This is a genomic window from Cytobacillus sp. Hm23, from assembly GCF_051842895.1.
GTDB lineage: Bacteria > Bacillota > Bacilli > Bacillales > SM2101 > Nanhaiella.
Window position 1 is genome coordinate 64,740 of record NZ_JBPXRQ010000025.1, and the last position, 20,280, is coordinate 85,019.

The 20,280-nt window shown below is 34.7% G+C and carries 16 protein-coding genes and 1 pseudogene; 14 read left to right on the top strand and 3 right to left on the bottom strand.

Features of this window, described 5'->3' with window-relative positions:
- The first annotated feature begins 1 nt into the window (after nt 1).
- Nucleotides 2–1,426 (top strand): sigma-54 interaction domain-containing protein, encoded by a 1,425-nt coding sequence (locus ACSVDA_RS15795; protein WP_485884385.1) that lies wholly within the window; start codon nt 2–4, stop codon nt 1,424–1,426.
- A 155-nt stretch (nt 1,427–1,581) separates the two neighbouring features.
- On the opposite strand, the gene ACSVDA_RS15800 is transcribed toward ACSVDA_RS15795, so the two are convergent.
- Nucleotides 1,582–2,532 carry an RluA family pseudouridine synthase gene (locus tag ACSVDA_RS15800; protein ID WP_485884386.1) on the bottom strand — a complete coding sequence of 317 codons (951 nt, stop codon included), beginning with the start codon at nt 2,530–2,532 and terminating at the stop codon, nt 1,582–1,584.
- A 160-nt stretch (nt 2,533–2,692) separates the two neighbouring features.
- Between ACSVDA_RS15800 and ACSVDA_RS15805 the strand changes: the two genes are divergently transcribed.
- On the top strand, nt 2,693–3,091 hold the full coding sequence (locus ACSVDA_RS15805) for a DUF5365 family protein (protein WP_485884387.1): 399 nt from the start codon (nt 2,693–2,695) through the stop codon (nt 3,089–3,091).
- Nucleotides 3,092–3,486: 395 nt separating this feature from the next.
- On the opposite strand, the gene ACSVDA_RS15810 is transcribed toward ACSVDA_RS15805, so the two are convergent.
- Nucleotides 3,487–3,954: a thioredoxin family protein gene (locus ACSVDA_RS15810; RefSeq protein WP_485884388.1), complete on the bottom strand. Its 468-nt coding sequence runs from the start codon at nt 3,952–3,954 to the stop codon at nt 3,487–3,489.
- Complete coding sequence (locus ACSVDA_RS15815) at nt 3,955–4,386, bottom strand: disulfide oxidoreductase (RefSeq protein WP_485884389.1); 432 nt, start codon at nt 4,384–4,386, stop codon at nt 3,955–3,957.
- An 852-nt stretch (nt 4,387–5,238) separates the two neighbouring features.
- On the opposite strand from ACSVDA_RS15815, the pseudogene ACSVDA_RS15820 reads away from it, so the two are divergent.
- From ACSVDA_RS15820 to ACSVDA_RS15875, 12 genes and pseudogenes are all read left to right on the top strand, one after another.
- A pseudogene (locus tag ACSVDA_RS15820) lies at nt 5,239–5,408 on the top strand (cation acetate symporter); the annotation flags it as partial.
- Between the two features lie 246 nt (nt 5,409–5,654).
- Nucleotides 5,655–6,629 (top strand): MBL fold metallo-hydrolase, encoded by a 975-nt coding sequence (locus tag ACSVDA_RS15825; RefSeq protein ID WP_485884390.1) that lies wholly within the window; start codon nt 5,655–5,657, stop codon nt 6,627–6,629.
- Nucleotides 6,630–6,707: 78 nt separating this feature from the next.
- Complete coding sequence (locus ACSVDA_RS15830; RefSeq protein ID WP_485884391.1) at nt 6,708–8,246, top strand: long-chain-fatty-acid--CoA ligase; 1,539 nt, start codon at nt 6,708–6,710, stop codon at nt 8,244–8,246.
- Nucleotides 8,247–8,778: 532 nt separating this feature from the next.
- Nucleotides 8,779–9,207 (top strand): CBS domain-containing protein, encoded by a 429-nt coding sequence (locus tag ACSVDA_RS15835; protein ID WP_485884401.1) that lies wholly within the window; start codon nt 8,779–8,781, stop codon nt 9,205–9,207.
- Nucleotides 9,208–9,407: 200 nt separating this feature from the next.
- Nucleotides 9,408–9,968: a glycerol-3-phosphate responsive antiterminator gene (locus tag ACSVDA_RS15840; protein WP_485884392.1), complete on the top strand. Its 561-nt coding sequence runs from the start codon at nt 9,408–9,410 to the stop codon at nt 9,966–9,968.
- 328 nt (nt 9,969–10,296) lie between these two features.
- Entirely contained in the window at nt 10,297–11,124 is an 828-nt protein-coding gene (locus ACSVDA_RS15845; protein ID WP_485884393.1) for an MIP/aquaporin family protein, read from the top strand.
- Between the two features lie 371 nt (nt 11,125–11,495).
- Nucleotides 11,496–12,986: a glycerol kinase GlpK gene (glpK, locus tag ACSVDA_RS15850; RefSeq protein WP_485884394.1), complete on the top strand. Its 1,491-nt coding sequence runs from the start codon at nt 11,496–11,498 to the stop codon at nt 12,984–12,986.
- Between the two features lie 165 nt (nt 12,987–13,151).
- Complete coding sequence (locus ACSVDA_RS15855; protein WP_485884395.1) at nt 13,152–14,816, top strand: glycerol-3-phosphate dehydrogenase/oxidase; 1,665 nt, start codon at nt 13,152–13,154, stop codon at nt 14,814–14,816.
- 396 nt (nt 14,817–15,212) lie between these two features.
- The gene (locus ACSVDA_RS15860; protein ID WP_485884396.1) at nt 15,213–16,943 is read left to right on the top strand and encodes a phospho-sugar mutase; all 1,731 of its coding nucleotides are present in this window, start codon (nt 15,213–15,215) and stop codon (nt 16,941–16,943) included.
- A gap of 567 nt (nt 16,944–17,510) precedes the next feature.
- Nucleotides 17,511–19,055, top strand: a complete 1,545-nt coding sequence (gene gntK / locus ACSVDA_RS15865) for a gluconokinase (RefSeq protein ID WP_485884397.1) — start codon at nt 17,511–17,513, stop codon at nt 19,053–19,055.
- 42 nt (nt 19,056–19,097) lie between these two features.
- Nucleotides 19,098–20,000 (top strand): aldo/keto reductase, encoded by a 903-nt coding sequence (locus ACSVDA_RS15870; RefSeq protein WP_485884398.1) that lies wholly within the window; start codon nt 19,098–19,100, stop codon nt 19,998–20,000.
- A 48-nt stretch (nt 20,001–20,048) separates the two neighbouring features.
- Nucleotides 20,049–20,195 carry a hypothetical protein gene (locus ACSVDA_RS15875; RefSeq protein ID WP_485884399.1) on the top strand — a complete coding sequence of 49 codons (147 nt, stop codon included), beginning with the start codon at nt 20,049–20,051 and terminating at the stop codon, nt 20,193–20,195.
- The last annotated feature ends 85 nt before the right edge of the window (nt 20,196–20,280 follow it).

The window sequence follows — 20,280 nt, forward strand, 5'->3', positions numbered from 1 at the left end:
AATGTCATATATATCTAAGATAGAAGAATTTGCCCAATCGTGTGCTGACAATATGGCAGACTTACTAGGGTTGGAAGTTTCTATTATTGATGAGCTAGGAATAAGAGTAAGTGGCACAGGGTTTCATCAAAGTCTAATTGGAAAATCGATACCAGAAGGTTCCTTTTTTGAGCAAATATTACGTACAGGATCAAAGGGAACTATTTTCGATAATCGCAAAGATCATGAACATTGTATAAGCTGTATTTTTCATGAACGGTGTACGGAATTAGCAACTATGGGTTACCCTGTCATGATGAATGATCAACCAATTGGAGTTATAGGGTTTATCGGTTTTACGTCAGAACAACGAGATTTAATCGCAACCAACAAAGAGAAACTATATAAATTTATGGGAACTATTAGCACATTACTTGAAAATAAGCTATTACTACTTGAAGTAACAACGAAAAATTGTGAAGTTCATGAAGGATTTCACCAAGAGAAGAGAGCTTATTCTTTCGCCGATATGATAGGAGAAAGTGAACAATTTTACTCTGTCGTTAAGAAAGCAAAAAAAGTAGTCAATAGCCCATCAACTATTCTACTAACTGGGGAAAATGGGACAGGTAAAGAATGTATGGCGAAGGCTGTTCATTATGAGAGCAACAGAGCTAACCAACCATTTATTACTGTTAATTGTTCGGCTATTCCAGAAACATTAGTAGAGAGTGAATTGTTTGGTTATGATAAAGGCGCTTTTACTGGAGCAAATCGTGAAGGGAAAATTGGTAAATTTGAGGCAGCAAATAATGGGACGATCTTTCTTGACGAAATAGGTGATTTACCACTTTCGGTACAGCCTAAATTACTACGAGTGCTACAAGAGAAGCAGGTTGAAAGAGTGGGAGGCACTCGTCAATATTCTTTAAATGTCCGAGTCATCGCAGCAACAAACAAAAGCTTGTGGGAAATGGTTACGAAAGGGACTTTTCGTGAAGATTTATATTACAGGATTAATGTCATACCACTTCGTTTACCTTCATTATCAGAAAGGGTGGGAGATATACGACTATTCTTGTCGTATTTTCTAAAAAAATATAGTCAAATATTACAAAAAAACGTACCAAAATTGGATCCTCTTCTAGAGCAGTGGTTTTTACAAAATGAGTGGCCAGGGAATATTCGTCAATTAGAGAATACAGTAGAGTATATGATGAATATGGTAGAATCACCACATACTCTAACCTTTGAAGATCTTCCTTATTATCTACATACTCGTCAAAATAGTAGTAGTTTAGACTCAATGGTTGCTAACTTTGAACGAAATATATTAGCACAGCATCTCCCATTAAATCAAAAGGAGCAAAAGGAGCAACTTGCAAAGATGCTAAATATTAGCTTATCTACCTTATATCGAAAGCTAGAGAAGTATGGATTATCTTAAGGAATGTTTTTTTACATTGAAAATTGTTTTATTAATTAAGAAATAAACATGTACGTTAAGCTGAATAATCACAAGCTAAGGTGCTTCGCTAAAACTTTGCTGCAATTGTTACCAAAGTTGAATAGCAAGACGTAGTTATTATAGAAGCATAGAGCTTAAGGCAAATAATTAGTTACATCATCAGGGAAAATTGGTGGCTCGTCCAAGAACGGTGCATAGCATTCAATCAATTCATTTGTAAAAGGGTGGTGCAAAGAGATTTTTGCAGCATGTAATGCTTGTCTAGCAGCTTTTGATTTTTTCCCACCATATAAAACGTCACCAATTAAAGGGTGATTCAAATGACTGAGATGAACACGTATTTGATGTGTACGGCCAGTATCTAATTGTAAATGTAATAGAGATGTATTTTCATTTCGATTATTTGAAATGACTTTGTAATGGGTGATTGCATCTTGACCGTTTTTGGACACTCTTCTTTTCGTTGGATGGTGTCGATCACGCCCAATCGGTGCATCAATACATCCTTGTTTTTTTGTGAGAATACCATGAACAACAGCAAGGTATGTTCTTTTGATATTGCGCTCTGTTAGCATTTTATCTAACATCACACCAACAAGAGGGTGTTTTGCAAAGAGAACCGCACCTGTTGTATTTCTGTCTAGACGATGGACGTGTTTTGCAGTGGCAGAAATACCGTTTGATAGAAAGTGATAAGAAACGGCATTAGCTAACGTACCTGTTTGTCCTAATTCATTAGGGTGTGTGTCCATGCCACTAGGTTTATTAACAATAATGAGATGATCATCTTCATATAAAATTTGTATATCGGCATAATCTGGAATGACTGAATCGTTAACTTCATAAAAAATATGTAATTGAATTCGATCTCCAGCTTGTATTTTTGTATCCCATGATATGGGCTGATTGTTGATTTTTATTCTACGGTGCATGCGGAAATCATGAGTTAATTTCTTTGGAATTTGCCAATGATCTTTAAATATTTGATTGATAGTGAATTGCTGCCATTCTATAGGTGCAATGATCTCATACCATTCTCCTTTACGATTCGCTCTCAATATATATATCTCCTTTCTTTGTTGCATAAGTACCATATCTATTTTGTTAATAAGATAGAGCAAGATGGTAAATGTTTAATTTTCCTCATTGTTATAATTTACTATAGATGGGGAAACAGTTACCAGCACCATGCACATTAAGTCTATGGTATTCTTATAAAAGAATTGTAAAGATGGGGGTCATCTTGTGAAAGTTGTGTATGCATCTACTCCTGAACAAGAAAAACAGATAGAGGAGTTAATCACTTATTTTTACTCAGACATTTTTCCTAGTTATTTCACAGATGAAGAAATAACGGAGATGGAAAAAAACAACATATTATCTAAGGTAGAGATGTATAAGCATTATGATGGAACGGTGAAAGAAGCTATTCAAATTATTACAAGCCTTCAAGTAATAATACATATTATAGAAACAATACAATATGAAAATGTTTCTGAGTATTATCGAACAGTATTTGAAAAAAATATAAGCTTCTTAGAAAAGTACAGTTTATCATTTCCTTTTCAAATTGAAAACTTTTCTTTACCGAAAACAAACATAATTAGTTATTATTGTAAACCTAATAATCAATTTTTAGTGTGAAGATTAAAAACCGCCTAATGTAAGATAGGCGGTTTTAACATTATAAAAGGTACTTTTTAAATAAAAATTTACAAATAGAGTTCTTAGCATCTTTTGTTCTGGCTTTTTTTACATTGATTTTTTGCACAAAGAATTAAACATATATACAACTAGAGTTCGTGGCATCTTCTATTTTCTATAACGATGACCAAAGTATAAAATCACATGTTTCAGTTCAAATTTGGTAACAATTGCAACAAAGTTTATGAAAAGAGCCTTTGTTGTACATAAAACATGACAGTCAAATTATCAACTCTTCTAACTGCCACATTTTAAGTTACATATGCAGCAATGTTTCGTTATCAAAATCGTTCAAATTAGGTATTGAATGTAGTAATAACCCTAGAAAGCTTAGGTTATTTTGTCCACTCCTTAAACCAACTTTCGAATTTCTCTGCCCCAACCGCTCCATTTAGACGACTGACTTCTTTTCCATCTTTATATTGAACTATTGTTGGTGTACTTTCAATGTTATATTCATCCCATCCCTCATTAAACTCTAGTAAATTATATAATTTTAAGTCAATTCCCATCTCTTCTGCCATGGGAACGATGATGGGTGATGTTACTTTACATGCCGGACATGTAGACTGATAGAAATAGATCGTGGCTGATTCATTGTTAGCCAGTTTTTCATCAAGTTCGTTAGGTAAAATAATATTTTGATAATTTGGATCATCTAATTGATTTACTGTTTCAGGATGGAGTGATGTTTTGTTAAATGGGTTTCCAGCCGCCTGTTGTTGTTGTTGATATTTAGTAACGAATACTAATGCAGCGAATAAACCTAAGACGATTAATGTAAAAATGATCACTTTCTTCATTTAGTCCAGCTCCTTATTAATTTTTATTGTTATTAAGCTAAAAACAGATATTAATACAAATGCAATTAGTGCAAGAAAAGGTATAGTAATAAAGCCCATCCAATTAATATATTCGACATTACATGGTATCATGCCACATGATAATGAATGTTCACCCATGAAAGAGATTTTTTGAATGGATAAATGGTAAATAGAAATCAACCCCCCTATAGTAGATAGAACAAATGAATATAGTGAGATAGAATAATCTTTTTTTATCAATGCAATTCCAAGGATGATAACGAGTGGATACATCAGTATACGTTGATACCAGCATAATTCGCACGGAACGAACATCATAACCTCAGAAAAAAATAAACTACCTAGTGTTGCAATTAATGATACTGCCCACGAAATAAACAGATAATTATTTAGGTTATTTTGGTTTTTCATAAAGTCTCCTAACGATTATGTATTGTAAGAACTGCTCTTTTCTAACCTTTGAAGCTACTGCTTTTAAGGCGTATGATATATCGTTCTTGACATCTTTTCTTCAGTGCAACGATGATTAACTATAAAAATCACTTTTTATGTTACTAATTTGTAGCAACAAAGTCTAGGAAAAAAGCCTTTTTAGAAGTGAATGTGGTACGAACACTAAAGAGTGGGTGAACGTGTTCACTTAGTAATTTAAACGATTTCATTAACAAATGCCTACTATTTATGATCGTCATTAACTAAGAGTTATCAAATATTATTGATGATCATGTAGCCTATTATCTATTACATGAGATTATCCAATTAATAATTGTTTCATACATAAATGCTCTTGCCTTTAAACTCTTTTAGTAAACTTGTTACTATAGTTCTTAAGCTAGAAGAGAAACATATCGTTTTACTCAAAAGTCTTCATATTATAGTAGAAAAAATGTACAAAAATCTAATTGTATATTAGTACGAAAAACAACAATTTATGAGAAAATAGCCATTCTCTAGTATAACATGTAGAAATTTATCCCTCACAAAAAGGACAGAAATAAAATAATGTCGAAATAATACGAAAGTTTTTCAGCTTGTACATATTGACGTTGTCAAATGCAGAAAAGATAATTAACTTATTAGAATATTCTATATATTTATTCTATTAATCTAATTGTATAAAAAGGCTTTTTCGTATCAGAGCATAACAGAGCTTTCAAGTAAAGTCAGTGCTATTTTTCTTCAAAAAAATGATATACATCTAGCTATGCTACATAAGCTGGAATTGCAGCAAAGTTTTCAGAAAAGAGCTATATAAAAAAATCAATTATTGATACAGGAGCAGGTGTTTTTGACTAGTAGCTGCATTGTTAACAAATATAATCGTATCATTAGCAACAAAAGCACCGTCCCAACAACTACAAGAAGAAGTAATTAATCTTCGTTATCCAGAAGGGGTTGTTTATAAAGATGGAGAAGTGTGGATACAAGTTTAATTCAGCTAGCCTTTTTATATAAAAAATGTTAGATATTTAGTTAATAAATTTAAGGCACCATAATATGTATGAAATAGGGGACAATCTCATCCCCTTTTTCGTGTATTTATAACAAGTAATTGTATAGGAGTAAGCATATACACAAACGGATGGTCGTTGCATCTTCTTTCAAATGACAGGTACCCTATAAAATCTTGGCTTGCTGCGCTAACTAATTAACATAATCATTAAAGTTTCAAAAGAGCAATGTGTAAGGGAGGAGGGATAAACATTTTTAAGATCATTCCATTATCCATAGAGACGCCATTTACAGTTGGGAACGTTAATGCCTACGTTGTCATCGGTGAATCTGTGACACTGATCGATACAGGACTTCCTGGAAAAAAATCACTTGAGAAGCTAAGGTATTTGCTAAAGCAGGAGGGACTTACTTTCAAAGAACTAGATGAGATTGTTGTCACTCATTTGCATACAGACCATGCTGGAGGCGTAAAAGATATACAAGAGGAAATCGACATACCCACATTTGTTCACGAAGGAGCAAAACATATATTATATGGCGGAATAGATGAATTTAATAGAACTAGAAACTTTTTAAATTATTTTGTAAAGGAATGTGGTGCTGATCCTGAAAGCCATCAATCAAAGCACCGTTATCATAATATGAATTGGCAGCATGTCAAATATGTAAGTAATGAAGATCATGTTTTTGTAGGTGGAAGAAGATTTTCAGTTCTTTTTGTACCAGGGCATAGTCAAACAGATATGATTTTATGGGACCCTGAAACGGGTCTTACATTTGCCGGAGATCATCTTTTAAAAGATATTTCTGTAAACGCATTTATTGAACCGCCTATACCATTTGAGCAAGAGCGACCTAAACCACTTATACAATATCGAGAGTCATTAATGAAAACAAGAGCATTACCATTAACAACTATATACCCAGGTCATGGCAGACCATTTTCAGACCATGTTTCAATCATTGATCGAAGATTAAATGAACATAATTATCGTTGTGACCAAATAAGAAAGGTTTTAAGAACAAGTGACAAAACGGTCTATCAAATTTGTATTGAAGTCTTTCCTAGATTAAAAGGAAAATTAGTGTTTCTTGGACTATCTCAAGTTCAAGGTCACTTAGATTTAATGGAAAGTAGAAATGAAGTATTTGTGGATAAATCAAGTGAAGGTATTAATGTTTATAGGCTCTATGAATAGTGCTACTTCGTCTAGTGTTATAAAGATCTATGAATACATGGGTTGTTGTTTTTAAGATTATAAAGAGGAGATGAGTTCATGATATTAAGTGATTTGCTTAATAAAAATATCGAAACTTTTGGTGAATATCCTTTTATTTATTTTAAAGATAAGAAGTATTCTAACTTAGACATTAAAAACTATTCAAACAAAATTGCACATGGGTTAAAAAAACTTGGGGTCGCTAAAGGTGATCGTATTGTTGTCTGTATGCCCAATTGTCCAGAGGTTATTTTTTCGTATCAAGGTATTATAAGATCAGGCGCAATTATTGTACCCATTATGTTTACCTTGCATGATAAAGAAATTCACTACATTATTAAAGACTGTCAAGCGAAGGTAGTCATTACGTCATCACTATCTTTAGAAAAGGTAGAATCCGCAATAGACCATTTGGAACAAAAACCTGTTGTACTAGTGGTTGACCAGCCTACTGATGAAAACATATTTAATTTATATGACACAGATATCGAAGAAAATAAGCTTTATGTAGAAAGTGATCTAAAGCTAGATGCAGAAGATACTGCTGTTATTTTATATACATCAGGAACAACTGGAAAACCAAAAGGTGTGATGCTGACTCATAAAAACTTATATTCCAACGCTGAAAATACTTTTCTTCATAATGAAACAAAAAGAGGAGTTACTCTCGGCATTCTTCCTCTTGCACATGTATATGGCTTAACTATTTCTAATACTTGTTTTCTAACTGGAAGCTCAGCTGTTATATTTAATCACTTTGATCCAAAAGCTGTTTTTGAAGCCATTGAGAAATATAAAGTGACTAATTTCTCTGCAGTGCCAGCTATGATTTTTGCATTGCTTTCATATCCGCATTCTGACAAATATCAATTAAGTAGTCTTGAATGGGTTGCTTCTGGTTCAGCACCTCTTCCAGTAGCATTATTACACGCGTTTAAGCAGAAATTTGGTGCAGATATATTAGAAGGCTACGGGTTGTCAGAAGCTGCACCTGTTGTTGCTGCTCACCAAAGAGGTTCAGTAATTAAACCAGGTTCGGTTGGTATCCCAATACCAGGTGTTGAAGTCAAGATCGTTGATAACGTTGGAAATGAGTTAGCTACTGGTCAAGTTGGGGAATTAATTACTAGAGGTGATAATATTACACCAGGGTATTTTCAAAATGAAAGAGCAACAAAGCAGGTGTTAAAAGATTTTTGGTTGTATACGGGTGATATGGCATATATGGATACAGACGGCTATTTATTTATTGTTGACCGAAAAAAAGATTTGATTATTCGAGGAGGATTTAATATATACCCTCGTGATGTAGAAGAATTACTTGCAAAGCATGAAGCTGTAGCAGAATCTTCTGTTGTGGGCATCCCTAATGATCAAATGGGTGAGGAAGTGGTCGCATATGTTGTCAAAAAGGATAAACAATCTATAACCGAAGAAGAGCTTATACTATATTGTCAAAGTCATTTATCCAAAAATAAAACACCTCGGAAAATTATATTTATTGATCAACTCCCGCGAAACGGCGTCGGAAAAATATTAAAAACCCATCTTCGTAAGTTAGGTGAAAATATTAAATTATCACCTCTACAAGAATAAGGAAAAGATACCTTTAATGAAGGGCTTCTAGTATATATTGGTATCGACAAATTTCTCAGGAAATAATTGACCTGACTGTGATTCATGATAACAAATTAAAGTCAGCTCCAACAGCATAACAAGCAATTTAGAATTTCTATTATAGAAAATCAGCAAAGTGTTTGCGTTTTTGAGTCATTATATATTATATGACTTAAAACAGCAGAGCTGAAGTACGAAAGACTATCCTTTAAGGAGCATAGAGCATTGGTTACATTTGAACTTATAGGTTAAATTACATCTTTAGAATATTATGCCCGCGTTTTCCGACTAAATGTATAAAATGATATTACGCTAGTAGGAGATAATTTGTTTATTGGAATTTTAAATCTACTTAAGCAAAAAGGATATCAAACAGGGATATACTTTCTCTTTCAAATAATTAGCTCATGTAATATCACTAATTATTAGAGTTTTCATTATGTAATTTTGATATGTATATGTATGCTAAGTTAGGTAAAAATACTTTTTGAAAGGGGTGGATACAATGACAATGAACATGCTCCGCAATATTATGACGGAAAATGTTGCAACTGTCTCATCAAATCAAACCATTCAAGAAGCAGCTGAAATCATGAAACAAAATAACGTAGGGTCTATTCCAGTAGTAGATAACGGACAAATTTGTGGAATTATTACTGACAGAGATATTACATTACGCTCAACAGCAGAAGGATTAAATAATTCAACTTCGGTATCACAAGTGATGTCAAAGAATCTTGTCTCAGGTACACCCGAAATGACCGTTGAAGAGGCAGCAGATGTAATGGCACAAAATCAAATTCGCCGTTTACCAGTCGTAGAAAACAATAAATTATGTGGTATTGTTGCATTAGGCGACTTAGCCACAAATGAATCGTTTGATAATGAAGCAGAAGAAGCACTTTCAAGTATTTCAGAGCCTTCAAATACCCAACAGTAATAAACCAAGGGGATGAAGTAAAGCCAAAACTTACGTCAATAACATCTTGACTAAAGATGAAATTGAGTATGTTTTATTGGCTTTTGCTTCATCCCTTCGCTATATAATGAATGTTCCTGTAATTGACTTTATAAGCGATTGAGTTGTAGGATAATAGTATTCTATCAATTAAAGGTTTCTGTTTTTTAGGAGGTAAAAATATGTTTCATGGGCAAAAAATTATACCTGCAATACGCGATATGAAGCATTTAGAGAAGTTCGTTCGTAGCCAATATGAATATGGAGTTATACTTGAAAGTCATGTTGCACAGCTTAATGCTATTGTGAAAATGACAAAACAAGAAGGTAAGAAATTATTCCTTCATGTGGACTTAGTTAATGGCTTAAAGAATGATGAATTTGCAACAGAATTTCTTTGCCAAGAAATTAAACCAGCTGGACTCATCTCTACGAGAGCAAATGTTATTAGTAAAGCAAAAAAAAGGGGTATATATGCTATTCAACGACTATTTCTATTAGATTCTGGGTCATTAAAAAAGAGTTACAGTATTATAGAAAAAACGAACCCAGATTTTATAGAAGTGTTACCTGGCGTAGTACCAAATCTAATAACAGAAATACATACCAATACTGGCGTTCCAATATTTGCTGGTGGAATGATTCGTACACATGAAGATGTAGAGCAGGCAATAAAGGCTGGAGCGAGTGCAGTGACAACATCAAATAAGATGTTGTGGGATCTAGAGTATACAGAAAATTAAAATATTATATTGACAGCGCTTTCTATTTATATTAGTATTTGAATTAAGTTAATAGATGTGACGGAGATTTGGAGAATCACAGCATCCTCTTTTATGTAAAATAAAAGGGGTATGTTGTGATTTTTTTGTTAGTAAGTATACAATTATTTCTATATTTTAGAACCAGTCTTGACATATTAGTTGATGTATTAACGTATTTTTTACTAGTAAAAAGATGATGGAATTTTAGCAGATTTATCTACTTTTTCCATGTCATACTTCATTCTCCGTTAATATTCTTTCGCTTCAATTTAGTATATGAAATTAATCATGGGAAAGGGGATGCTGTATGACACCATTTATCGGCGAGTTAATTGGTACAATGATGTTAATTATTTTTGGAGGAGGAGTTTGTGCTGGGGTTACTTTAAAGAGATCAGGAGCTCATAATAGTGGCTGGATTGTTATTACTTTAGGGTGGGGGTTAGCAGTTGCAATGGCAGTATATGCTGTTGGTTCATTTAGTGGAGCCCATATTAATCCGGCAGTGACATTAAGTCTAGCCATTATAGGTGAATTCTCTTGGGGTGATGTACCTAGTTATATTACTGTACAAATGCTTGGAGCATTTTTAGGAGCAGCAATTGTTTTCTTTCATTACTTGCCACACTGGAAAGAAACTGCTGATCCAGCAGCGAAATTGGGAGTATTTTCAACAGCCCCGTCTATTCGAAGTACAACAGCAAATATAGTAAGTGAAATGATTGGAACGTTTGTACTCGTTCTTGGGTTATTATCAATAGGCGCAAATGAATTTACTGAAGGATTAAATCCACTAATTGTAGGTTTCTTAATTGTCGCAATTGGCTTATCTCTTGGAGGTACTACAGGGTATGCAATTAATCCTGCTCGTGATCTAGGTCCTCGTCTAGCACATTTTGTTTTGCCGATTCCAGGAAAAGGCAAGTCGGATTGGACTTATGCTTGGATTCCTGTAATAGGCCCAATCGTTGGCGGAATGTATGGTGGGCTATTTTATAAAGCTATTTTTGAACAAACTGTTACAAGAAATTTTTGGATTTTCACAGTTATAGTGACACTGATATTATTAATATCTTTACTTGTTGAACAAAAGGAAAAACAACATGTTGCTTCTGCAAAGCAAACTACGGTATAAATAACAATAAAAGGCTCTTTTTTATAAGTTTTCCTAATAAATTACAATATTAGCATCGTAAGAAGTAATTTAAATCAGTTATCATTGTTTGTTTGAAAAAAAGCTGCCACGTTCTAGTTGTGTACATGTTATTTCATAGTACGAAATTCAACAAGCAACGCAAAAGGCTGTTTTCGCACTAATTGTTGCTTTTCTAAATAAAAGCTAAATGCGAATTTAACTAACGTTCGGAGCATCTTTCCCTAAAGACTAAATAAAATCATATTATATACACCGTTACTTAAATGTAAGTTAAAAAAGGAACAAAGTTTACGAAAAGAGCCTTACGAAAGCACGTAATAGAAGAACTAGCTGAAAAGGGGAGAACAGTAATGGGACAATATATTTTATCTTTAGATCAAGGAACAACGAGCTCAAGAGCAATACTTTTTGACAAATCAGGCCAAATCGTACATGTTGCTCAAAAAGAGTTCACACAACACTTTCCACATCCTGGTTGGGTAGAACACGATGCTAATGAGATTTGGGGATCAATATTAGCTGTTATAGCAAGTGTTTTATCAGAATCACAAGTTAAACCAGAGCAAGTTGTAGGGATTGGTATTACTAATCAACGAGAAACGACGGTTGTCTGGGATAAAGAATCTGGCAATCCAGTTTATAACGCTCTTGTATGGCAGTCACGCCAAACAGCACATATTTGTGAAGAGCTTAAAGATAAAGGTTATGATCAGAAGTTTCGTGACAAAACTGGTTTATTAATTGATGCATATTTCTCAGGAACAAAAGTAAAGTGGATTCTAGACAATGTTGAAGGCACAAGAGAAAAAGCCGACAGTGGGAAGTTATTATTTGGAACGATTGACTCTTGGATTATTTGGAAGCTTTCAGGCGGAAAAGCACATGTTACAGACTATTCAAATGCATCAAGGACTTTGATGTTCAATATACATGATTTGAAATGGGATGAAGAATTATTAGAAATATTAACTATTCCAGCTTCAATGTTACCAGAAGTTCGTTCATCTTCTGAGGTGTATGCACATACAGCAGATTATCATTTTTTCGGACATGAAGTTCCGATAGCTGGTGCAGCGGGAGATCAGCAGGCTGCATTGTTCGGTCAAGCGTGTTATGAAGAAGGTATGGCTAAAAACACATATGGTACTGGGTGTTTTATGTTAATGAATACTGGTGAGGAAGCAGTGAAGTCAGAACATGGTTTATTAACTACAATTGCTCGGGGATTAAATGGTAAAGTAGAATATGCATTAGAAGGCAGTATTTTTGTTGCAGGATCAGCCATTCAATGGCTACGAGATGGTCTTAGAATGTTCAATGATGCTGCTGAAAGTGAAAGGTATGCACAACGTGTACAGTCTACTGATGGTGTATACGTTGTTCCAGCCTTTGTCGGCTTAGGAACACCTTATTGGGATAGTGATGTTCGTGGTGCTGTATTTGGGTTAACACGAGGCACGGAAAAAGAGCACTTTGTTCGTGCTACACTTGAATCGTTAGCATACCAGACGAAGGATGTGCTAACTGCAATGGAATCTGATGCTAATATTTCTTTAAAAACGTTACGGGTTGATGGTGGCGCTGTTAAAAATGATTTCTTAATGCAATTTCAAAGTGATATGTTAGATGTACCTGTTGAACGACCAATAATTAATGAGACAACTGCATTAGGTGCAGCTTATCTTGCTGGGCTTGCTGTTGGATTTTGGGAAAGTCAAGATGAAATTGCAAAGCAATGGAATATTGATAAAACGTTTGACAATACAATGGATGAACAACAACGAAATGACTTGTACGATGGCTGGAAAAAAGCAGTAAACGCAACAATGGCTTTTAAATAGGTTTAGTAAATTACATGATAAGTTAATATTATGGTCGGAGAAACGGAGAAACCACAAAATCTTGTATTCATATTATGTGTACGAGAATTTTGTGGTGTCTTTTTGTTTGTATTTATATTTACTTATCTAAGCTGTTAGCATTTTAAATTAATTGGAGGGAGAAAGATGGAAAAACCCTTTTCAAGCATGAATAGAATAGACATTCTTAAACAGGTGGCTAGTGCAGAAAACGATCTAATAATAATTGGTGGAGGTATTACAGGAGCAGGTATTGCATTAGATGCTGCTACTAGAGGAATGAAAACTGTCGTCCTAGAAATGCAAGATTTCGCGGCAGGTACATCAAGTCGATCTACTAAACTTGTTCACGGAGGTTTACGGTATTTAAAGCAGTTTGAAGTAAAGATGGTTTCAGAAGTTGGTAAAGAACGAGAAATTGTATATGAAAATGGACCACATGTTACAACACCCCAATGGATGATGCTCCCTTTTTATAAAGGAGGGACGTTTGGTCCGCTTAGTACATCCTTTGGTCTTAGAATATATGATTTCTTAGCTGGTGTAAAAAAGAATGAACGTCGTATCATGTTGGATGAAAATGGAACGTTAAGTAAAGAACCGTTATTAAAGAAAGTAGGATTAAAAGGTAGTGGTTATTATGTTGAGTATCGAACAGATGATGCACGACTAACTATTGAGGTTATGAAAGAGGCGGTTAGACAAGGTGCAAGTGCTGTAAACTATGCAAAGGTTGAGAAATTCGTCTATGAGAAAGGGAAAATCATTGGTGTCGAAGCAGTTGATCAAATTACAGGGGAATTGTATTTTATCTTAGCAAAACAAATTGTAAATGCGACAGGACCTTGGGTAGATTCAATACGTGAAAAGGATATTACTGAAAATAAAAAATCATTACAACTAACAAAGGGTGTCCACTTAGTAATTGATGGAAAACGATTCCCTTTACGGCAAGCTGTTTATTTTGATACGGAAGATAAGCGAATGGTTTTTGCAATACCAAGAGAAGGAAAGACATATATAGGTACAACAGATACTAAATACAGTGATGATATCTCCCATCCAACAGTGACAGCATCCGATCGTCAATATGTGATTGATGCCATTAATTATATGTTCCCGGAAGTTAAGGTGACGAATCAAGATGTTGAATCTAGCTGGGCTGGTTTGCGTCCATTAATATATGAAGACGGAAAAGATCCATCTGAAATTTCACGTAAAGATGAAATATGGCAATCTAGTACTGGCCTTATTACGATAGCAGGCGGAAAATTAACGGGTTATCGAAAAATGGCAGAAACCGTAGTGGATTTAGTCGCTAGATTATTAGAACAAACACAAGGTCTAACCTTTTCTCCTTGTAATACGCAAGATTTACCTATTTCAGGGGGGCATGTTGGAGGGTCGCTGAATTTTCAAAATTTCATCCAAGAAAAGATTGATAAAGGTATTAAGTTAGGGGTACCTAGAGAACTAGCGAACTTCTTTGTTCATCGCTATGGCTCTAATGTAGATCAAATATTTTTTTATTATATTCGTTATGCCAAACAGAGAACAAAAAATGATAAGCTATTAGAAGATATTTATGCGCAAGTTTTGTATAGCATAGAAGAGGAAATGGCAATGACCCCAGTAGATTTCTTTATGCGCAGAACTGGAGCCCTTCTATTTAATATTGATTGGGTAGAAAAATGGAAGGAGCCTGTTATCAAGCTGATGTCGACTATGTTGGGGTGGGATACAGACAGAGAAAATATGTATATACATGAGTTAGATGAGCTATTAACTGAGGCAAGATTTATCTCTGACTAGTAAGGAGCACATAAATGCTCTTAACAGCCCTTTCATCATGTTAACAATTAATATATTTTGATGAACATGATGATGCACAGTATTGACACTTGAGTAGAGTGGTTGAATATGGTACGTTTCTGTTATAGAGATTGTTCAAAAAGACTGGACTAAACTTGTATAAGAAGTACTCCCCTCGTGTTGGTGATAATGGGAGTCTTAAGTTGATTCCTTCAATCGTAATGATACACAAGTTTATTCAAAGAAGTAAATTTATTCGATACTAGGGAGCTAATAAGCTTCTTAGTGTCTAGTAAGTCTCACACTTTTGCCTAAACTGTACCACCTAGTTTTTCCCCATCTTTTTGAGCACGCTGATATAGGTCAATTTTTTCAGAAATGAGGAGGAAGTAGTCTGTGAATTGGAATGAAAGATATGAATTATGGAAACAATCACCACATTTGGATGGTGAGTTAAGAGAATCATTGGTGCAAATAGAAAACGATGAAAAAGAGCTAGAGGATAGCTTTTACAAAAATTTAGAGTTCGGTACAGGAGGGATGCGTGGGGAAATCGGTGTTGGAACAAATCGAATGAACTTGTTTACAGTCCGTAAGGCATCGGAAGGGCTGGCTAGATACATAGATTCGTGTGGTGATGAAGCAAAGCAACGCGGAGTAGTTATCGCATATGATTCTCGTCATAAATCACCGGAGTTTGCGATGGAAGCAGCAAAAACTTTAGCGACGCACGGTATTCAAACGTATGTGTTTGAAGAGCTTCGACCTACTCCAGAGTTATCATTCGCTGTTCGTTATTTGCACGCATTTTCAGGAATTGTTGTTACAGCGAGTCATAATCCTCCAGAATATAATGGATATAAAGTATATGGGCAGGACGGCGGACAATTACCGCCTAAAGAAGCAGATGAAGTCATTCAATTTGTAAATGAGATTGATAATGAATTAGCGATAGCAGTAGATGATGAACAGGATTTAAAGGATAAAGGACTCATCACAATCATAGGTGAAAAAATTGACAACGCATATATTAATCAGCTAACAACAATTTCAATATATCCACAATTATCAAATGAAGTTGATGTGAAGGTAGTGTTTACTCCTCTTCATGGCACAGCAAATACATTAGTACGTAAAGGTCTAGAAGAATTCGGCTATCGTCACGTATCAGTTGTCGAAGAACAGGAACTCCCTGACCCAGATTTTTCTACGGTATCATCTCCTAACCCAGAAGAAAAGAGTGCTTTTTCTCTAGCGATTCGAGACGGGAAAAATATTAATGCAGATATATTAATAGCAACAGACCCTGACGCAGATAGATTAGGTATAGCTGTAAAAGATGATCATGGTGAATATGTTCTTTTAACGGGAAATCAAACAGGAGCACTTATATTAGAATATCTTCTGTCACAACGTAAAGAAAAAGAGACCTTGCCATCTAATGGTGTTGTGTTAAAAACAGTGGTTACTTCAGAGCTTGGTAGAACGATTGCAAATGCATATGGTGTAGAAACTGTTGACACCTTAACAGGATTTAAGTTTATTGCTGAAAAAATTAAACAGTACGAGCAATCTGGTCAATATGAATTCCAATTCGGCTATGAGGAAAGCTATGGATATCTAATAAAAGATTTTGCTCGTGACAAAGACGCGATACAAGCAGCATTATTAGCGGTTGAAATATGTGCATTTTATAAAAAGCAAGGTAAGACTATGTATGAAGGCTTAACACAAATTTATGAGAAATACGGTTTCTATCGTGAAGGGCTAGAGTCATTAACACTGAAGGGCAAAGATGGTGCGGAAAAGATACAAACATTATTAGCGAGCTTCCGTAACAACCCTCCTTCAAAGGTGGATAATAAAAACATCGTTAGTATAGAAGATTACTTATCAAGTGAACGTTTGAATATTCATCTAGGTAAAAAAGAAACAATTAAATTACCTAAATCGAACGTATTAAAATATTATTTAGAGGATGGTAGTTGGTTTTGTTTACGCCCATCTGGAACAGAACCTAAAGTCAAGTTTTATTTTGGGGTAAAAGGAGCAACACTCGAACAAGCTGAAGATGAACTAACTGCAACGAAGGAAGCTGTTATGACAATGGTACATTCGTTAATTTAGGCTCTTTTCGTAAACTTGCTATCTTAGTACTATAAAAGTGATTCATCATTGTATAGAAGAAAAGATGCCACGAACTCAAGTTGTGTAGTTGTTAATTTCTTTATTCGAAAAACAACAATCAATGTGAAAACAGCGTTAATTTAACTTAATCATTAACCTCATTGTTAATGAGAAAAGAAGTCGAGAATATTTGGTTTATACGTATTTATTTCTTAGGACAATAAAGCAATACTTATAGCGAGTACACCTTAATAATGAATGAAAAGCTTGGAGGATATTTGATAAATCCAAGCTTTTTACCATATAGAAGAAGATGTAGCTATTTCAACAAAACTCGAACAGCTAGATATTAGTGTTATACGATTTAAACTTTCTTAAGGCTTAATGCTGAAGAAAAGATACCTTAAAATCTAGTTGTATATGTATTTATTTATTAGACCGCAATATGTTTTGTAAGAAACTAATCTTGTAAGCGGTAATCACGTATAAATAGTTTTAGAACCAATGATGATTATATGGACTTATAAAAGATGGATGTGTAGAACACAATTAGTTGGGGGTATATAAATGAAGCCTTATACTATTGGGGTAGATATTGGTACAACAAGTACAAAAGCAGTGATATTTAATGAAAACATGCAAGTGATTTATCGTAGTAATTATGAGTATCCATTATACACTGACACACCAGATGCTGCTGAACAAGACCCTGATGAAATATTTCATGCAGTACTACAATCGATTCGTACATGTGTCAATGAAGCAAAAGTAGATTCAGCTCAAATTAGGTTTGTGTCATTTAGTTCGGCTATGCATAGTTTACTCATTGTAGATAAGTATGGAAACCCGCTTACACGTTCTATTACATGGGCAGATAATCGTAGTGAAGCATGGGCACATACGATAAAAAGTGATCATAAAGGTCACGATATTTATAGTAGAACTGGAACGCCTATTCATCCTATGTCACCATTAGTAAAAATGAAATGGTTACAAGAGGAACATACACATTTGTTTCAGCAAGCATACAAGTTTATTTCTATAAAAGAATATGTTTTTTTTCGCTTGTTCGGTATTTACGCTGTTGATTATTCTATCGCTTCTGCGACGGGGTTATTTAATTTAAAAAATATGGATTGGGATCATGAAGTGTTATCGTTACTACATATTTCTCGTTCTCAATTGTCTGAAATTGTTTCGACAACCGAGTCGTTTACTGGTATGAAGAAAGACTATGCCCAAACGATGTGTTTACAGCAAGATACACCGTTCATAATAGGTGCTAGTGATGGCGTTTTATCTAATCTTGGTGTAGACGCTATTGATCCTGGTGTTGTTGCATTAACAATCGGCACGAGTGGTGCGATTAGAACCGTTATTGATCGACCAATTACAGACCCAGAAGGTCGGTTTTTTTGTTATGCTTTAACAGAGAGCCACTGGGTAATCGGGGGAGCTGTAAACAACGGTGGTATGATTTATCAATGGGTACGAAATGAATTAGCCAAGTTGGAAGTGGATGCTGAAGAACTAAGTGAGCAAGACCCTTATGAAACATTGTCCTCAATTGCCGCCAATTCTGCTCCTGGTTCCGCAGGTCTTATATTTCACCCTTATTTAAGTGGTGAAAGGGCACCTCTTTGGAACGGAAATGCACGAGGATCTTTTATTGGTTTAGGGCTCCATCATAAAAAGGAACATATGATTCGTTCAGTATTAGAGGGAATAACTATGAATTTATACACTGTGTTACTATCATTAGAAGAACAAATAGGTAAGCCTATACGAATTCATGCAACTGGAGGGTTTACACGTTCATCACTATGGGTACAAATATTAGCAGATGTTTTTCAGATGGAAGTTCGAATACCAGATAGCTATGAAAGCTCATGTCTTGGAGCAGTAGTTTTAGGTATGTATGGGCGTGGTGAGATTGATTCATTAAATGCTGTTAAAGGAATGATCGGAACGACAAATCATTATCATGCGAATTTACAAGCTAGTAAAGCATACGAAGAATTACTCCCTGTTTTTATTAGGATTCCTCAAATACTTGCTAATGAGTACGATGTTCTTGCAAGTTTTCAAAGAAAGTATACGTTGGGTAAGTAGGGATTTTGCGTTGTCAAAATGACTGTACTGGAGTGGAGCATAATGGAAAAAATAAAACTTAGTGACACATTACAAGTATCGAGAATTGTACTCGGGTTATGGCGGTTATCTGAATGGAATATGGAAAAAGAAGAGGTTTTACACTTAATAGAAGAATGTAAGGAGCTAGGTATTACAACGTTTGATCACGCTGATATTTATGGTGATTATACATGTGAAGCATTATTTGGAGAAGCTCTAGCTTTAAAACCTGCACTTCGAAGGAATATGCAAATTATAACAAAGTGTGGAATAAAACTTGTGTCAAAAAATCGACCTGATCATAAAATTAAATACTATGATACGAGCAAGAAGCATATTATTCATTCTGTTGAAAATTCTCTGCGTAATTTTCATACAGATTATATTGATTTACTATTGATACATAGACCCGATCCGTTAATGAATCCTGCAGAAGTTGCTGAAGCTTTTGACCAATTAAAAGCCGAAGGGAAGGTCCTTAACTTTGGTGTGTCTAATTTTAGCCCATCTCAGTTCCATTTACTAAACTCGCATTTAGATTTTCCACTCGTTACAAATCAAGTTGAGCTTTCTGTAAGTAACTTGTCTCAATTTGTAAATGGTTGTATTGAGCAATGTCAAGATAGAAACATCCCACCGATGGCGTGGTCTCCACTAGCAGGAGGAGAAATATTTATTTCTGAAAATGAAAAAGAGGCTCGATTACGAGAAACTCTTCATAAGATAAAAGGTGAACTAAATATCGACTCAATCGATCAAGTGATGTATGCATGGCTGTTAAATCATCCGGCGAACATTATCCCAATCGTCGGTTCAGGAAAAATGTCAAGAATACGTAAAGCAGTAGATGCGCTAAACATCCACTTGACGAGGGAGCAGTGGTTCGAAGTTTGGCAAAGCTCTGTAGGAAAAGAAGTAGATTAGTTAATTTAAAAATAGAGACAAAATAATTAGTTTTAAAGGGGTGGAGGTATGGGACTATTAGACGGTATTATGGGAAATGCTTCAGAAGCTGATATACAATCTACAGAAAGAGAATTGAAATCGATTATTACAACAGACGAAAAAGTTGAACAAAAAAATAGCGACGCATTCCCCTTCAAAATCTATTTGATTTAGTGGGGGTTAGTCGCTAAGGTCTTCATTCACCTTGTTCTTCAATGTATTTTTTTATTATGTCAATGGTAGCTCCTCCTGTAGTTAA

What these genes read in the sequence shown, in the direction of transcription:
- ACSVDA_RS15795 (WP_485884385.1), top strand. Translation starts at nt 2, where the DNA reads ATGTCATATATATCTAAGATAGAAGAATTTGCCCAATCGTGTGCTGAC.
- ACSVDA_RS15800 (WP_485884386.1), bottom strand. Translation starts at nt 2,532, where the DNA reads ATGCAACAAAGAAAGGAGATATATATATTGAGAGCGAATCGTAAAGGA.
- glpK (WP_485884394.1), top strand. Translation starts at nt 11,496, where the DNA reads ATGGGACAATATATTTTATCTTTAGATCAAGGAACAACGAGCTCAAGA.
- ACSVDA_RS15825 (WP_485884390.1), top strand. Translation starts at nt 5,655, where the DNA reads ATGTGTAAGGGAGGAGGGATAAACATTTTTAAGATCATTCCATTATCC.
- ACSVDA_RS15835 (WP_485884401.1), top strand. Translation starts at nt 8,779, where the DNA reads ATGAACATGCTCCGCAATATTATGACGGAAAATGTTGCAACTGTCTCA.
- ACSVDA_RS15855 (WP_485884395.1), top strand. Translation starts at nt 13,152, where the DNA reads ATGGAAAAACCCTTTTCAAGCATGAATAGAATAGACATTCTTAAACAG.
- gntK (WP_485884397.1), top strand. Translation starts at nt 17,511, where the DNA reads ATGAAGCCTTATACTATTGGGGTAGATATTGGTACAACAAGTACAAAA.
- ACSVDA_RS15845 (WP_485884393.1), top strand. Translation starts at nt 10,297, where the DNA reads ATGACACCATTTATCGGCGAGTTAATTGGTACAATGATGTTAATTATT.
- ACSVDA_RS15830 (WP_485884391.1), top strand. Translation starts at nt 6,708, where the DNA reads ATGATATTAAGTGATTTGCTTAATAAAAATATCGAAACTTTTGGTGAA.
- ACSVDA_RS15870 (WP_485884398.1), top strand. Translation starts at nt 19,098, where the DNA reads ATGGAAAAAATAAAACTTAGTGACACATTACAAGTATCGAGAATTGTA.
- ACSVDA_RS15815 (WP_485884389.1), bottom strand. Translation starts at nt 4,386, where the DNA reads ATGAAAAACCAAAATAACCTAAATAATTATCTGTTTATTTCGTGGGCA.
- ACSVDA_RS15840 (WP_485884392.1), top strand. Translation starts at nt 9,408, where the DNA reads ATGTTTCATGGGCAAAAAATTATACCTGCAATACGCGATATGAAGCAT.
- ACSVDA_RS15810 (WP_485884388.1), bottom strand. Translation starts at nt 3,954, where the DNA reads ATGAAGAAAGTGATCATTTTTACATTAATCGTCTTAGGTTTATTCGCT.
- ACSVDA_RS15875 (WP_485884399.1), top strand. Translation starts at nt 20,049, where the DNA reads ATGGGACTATTAGACGGTATTATGGGAAATGCTTCAGAAGCTGATATA.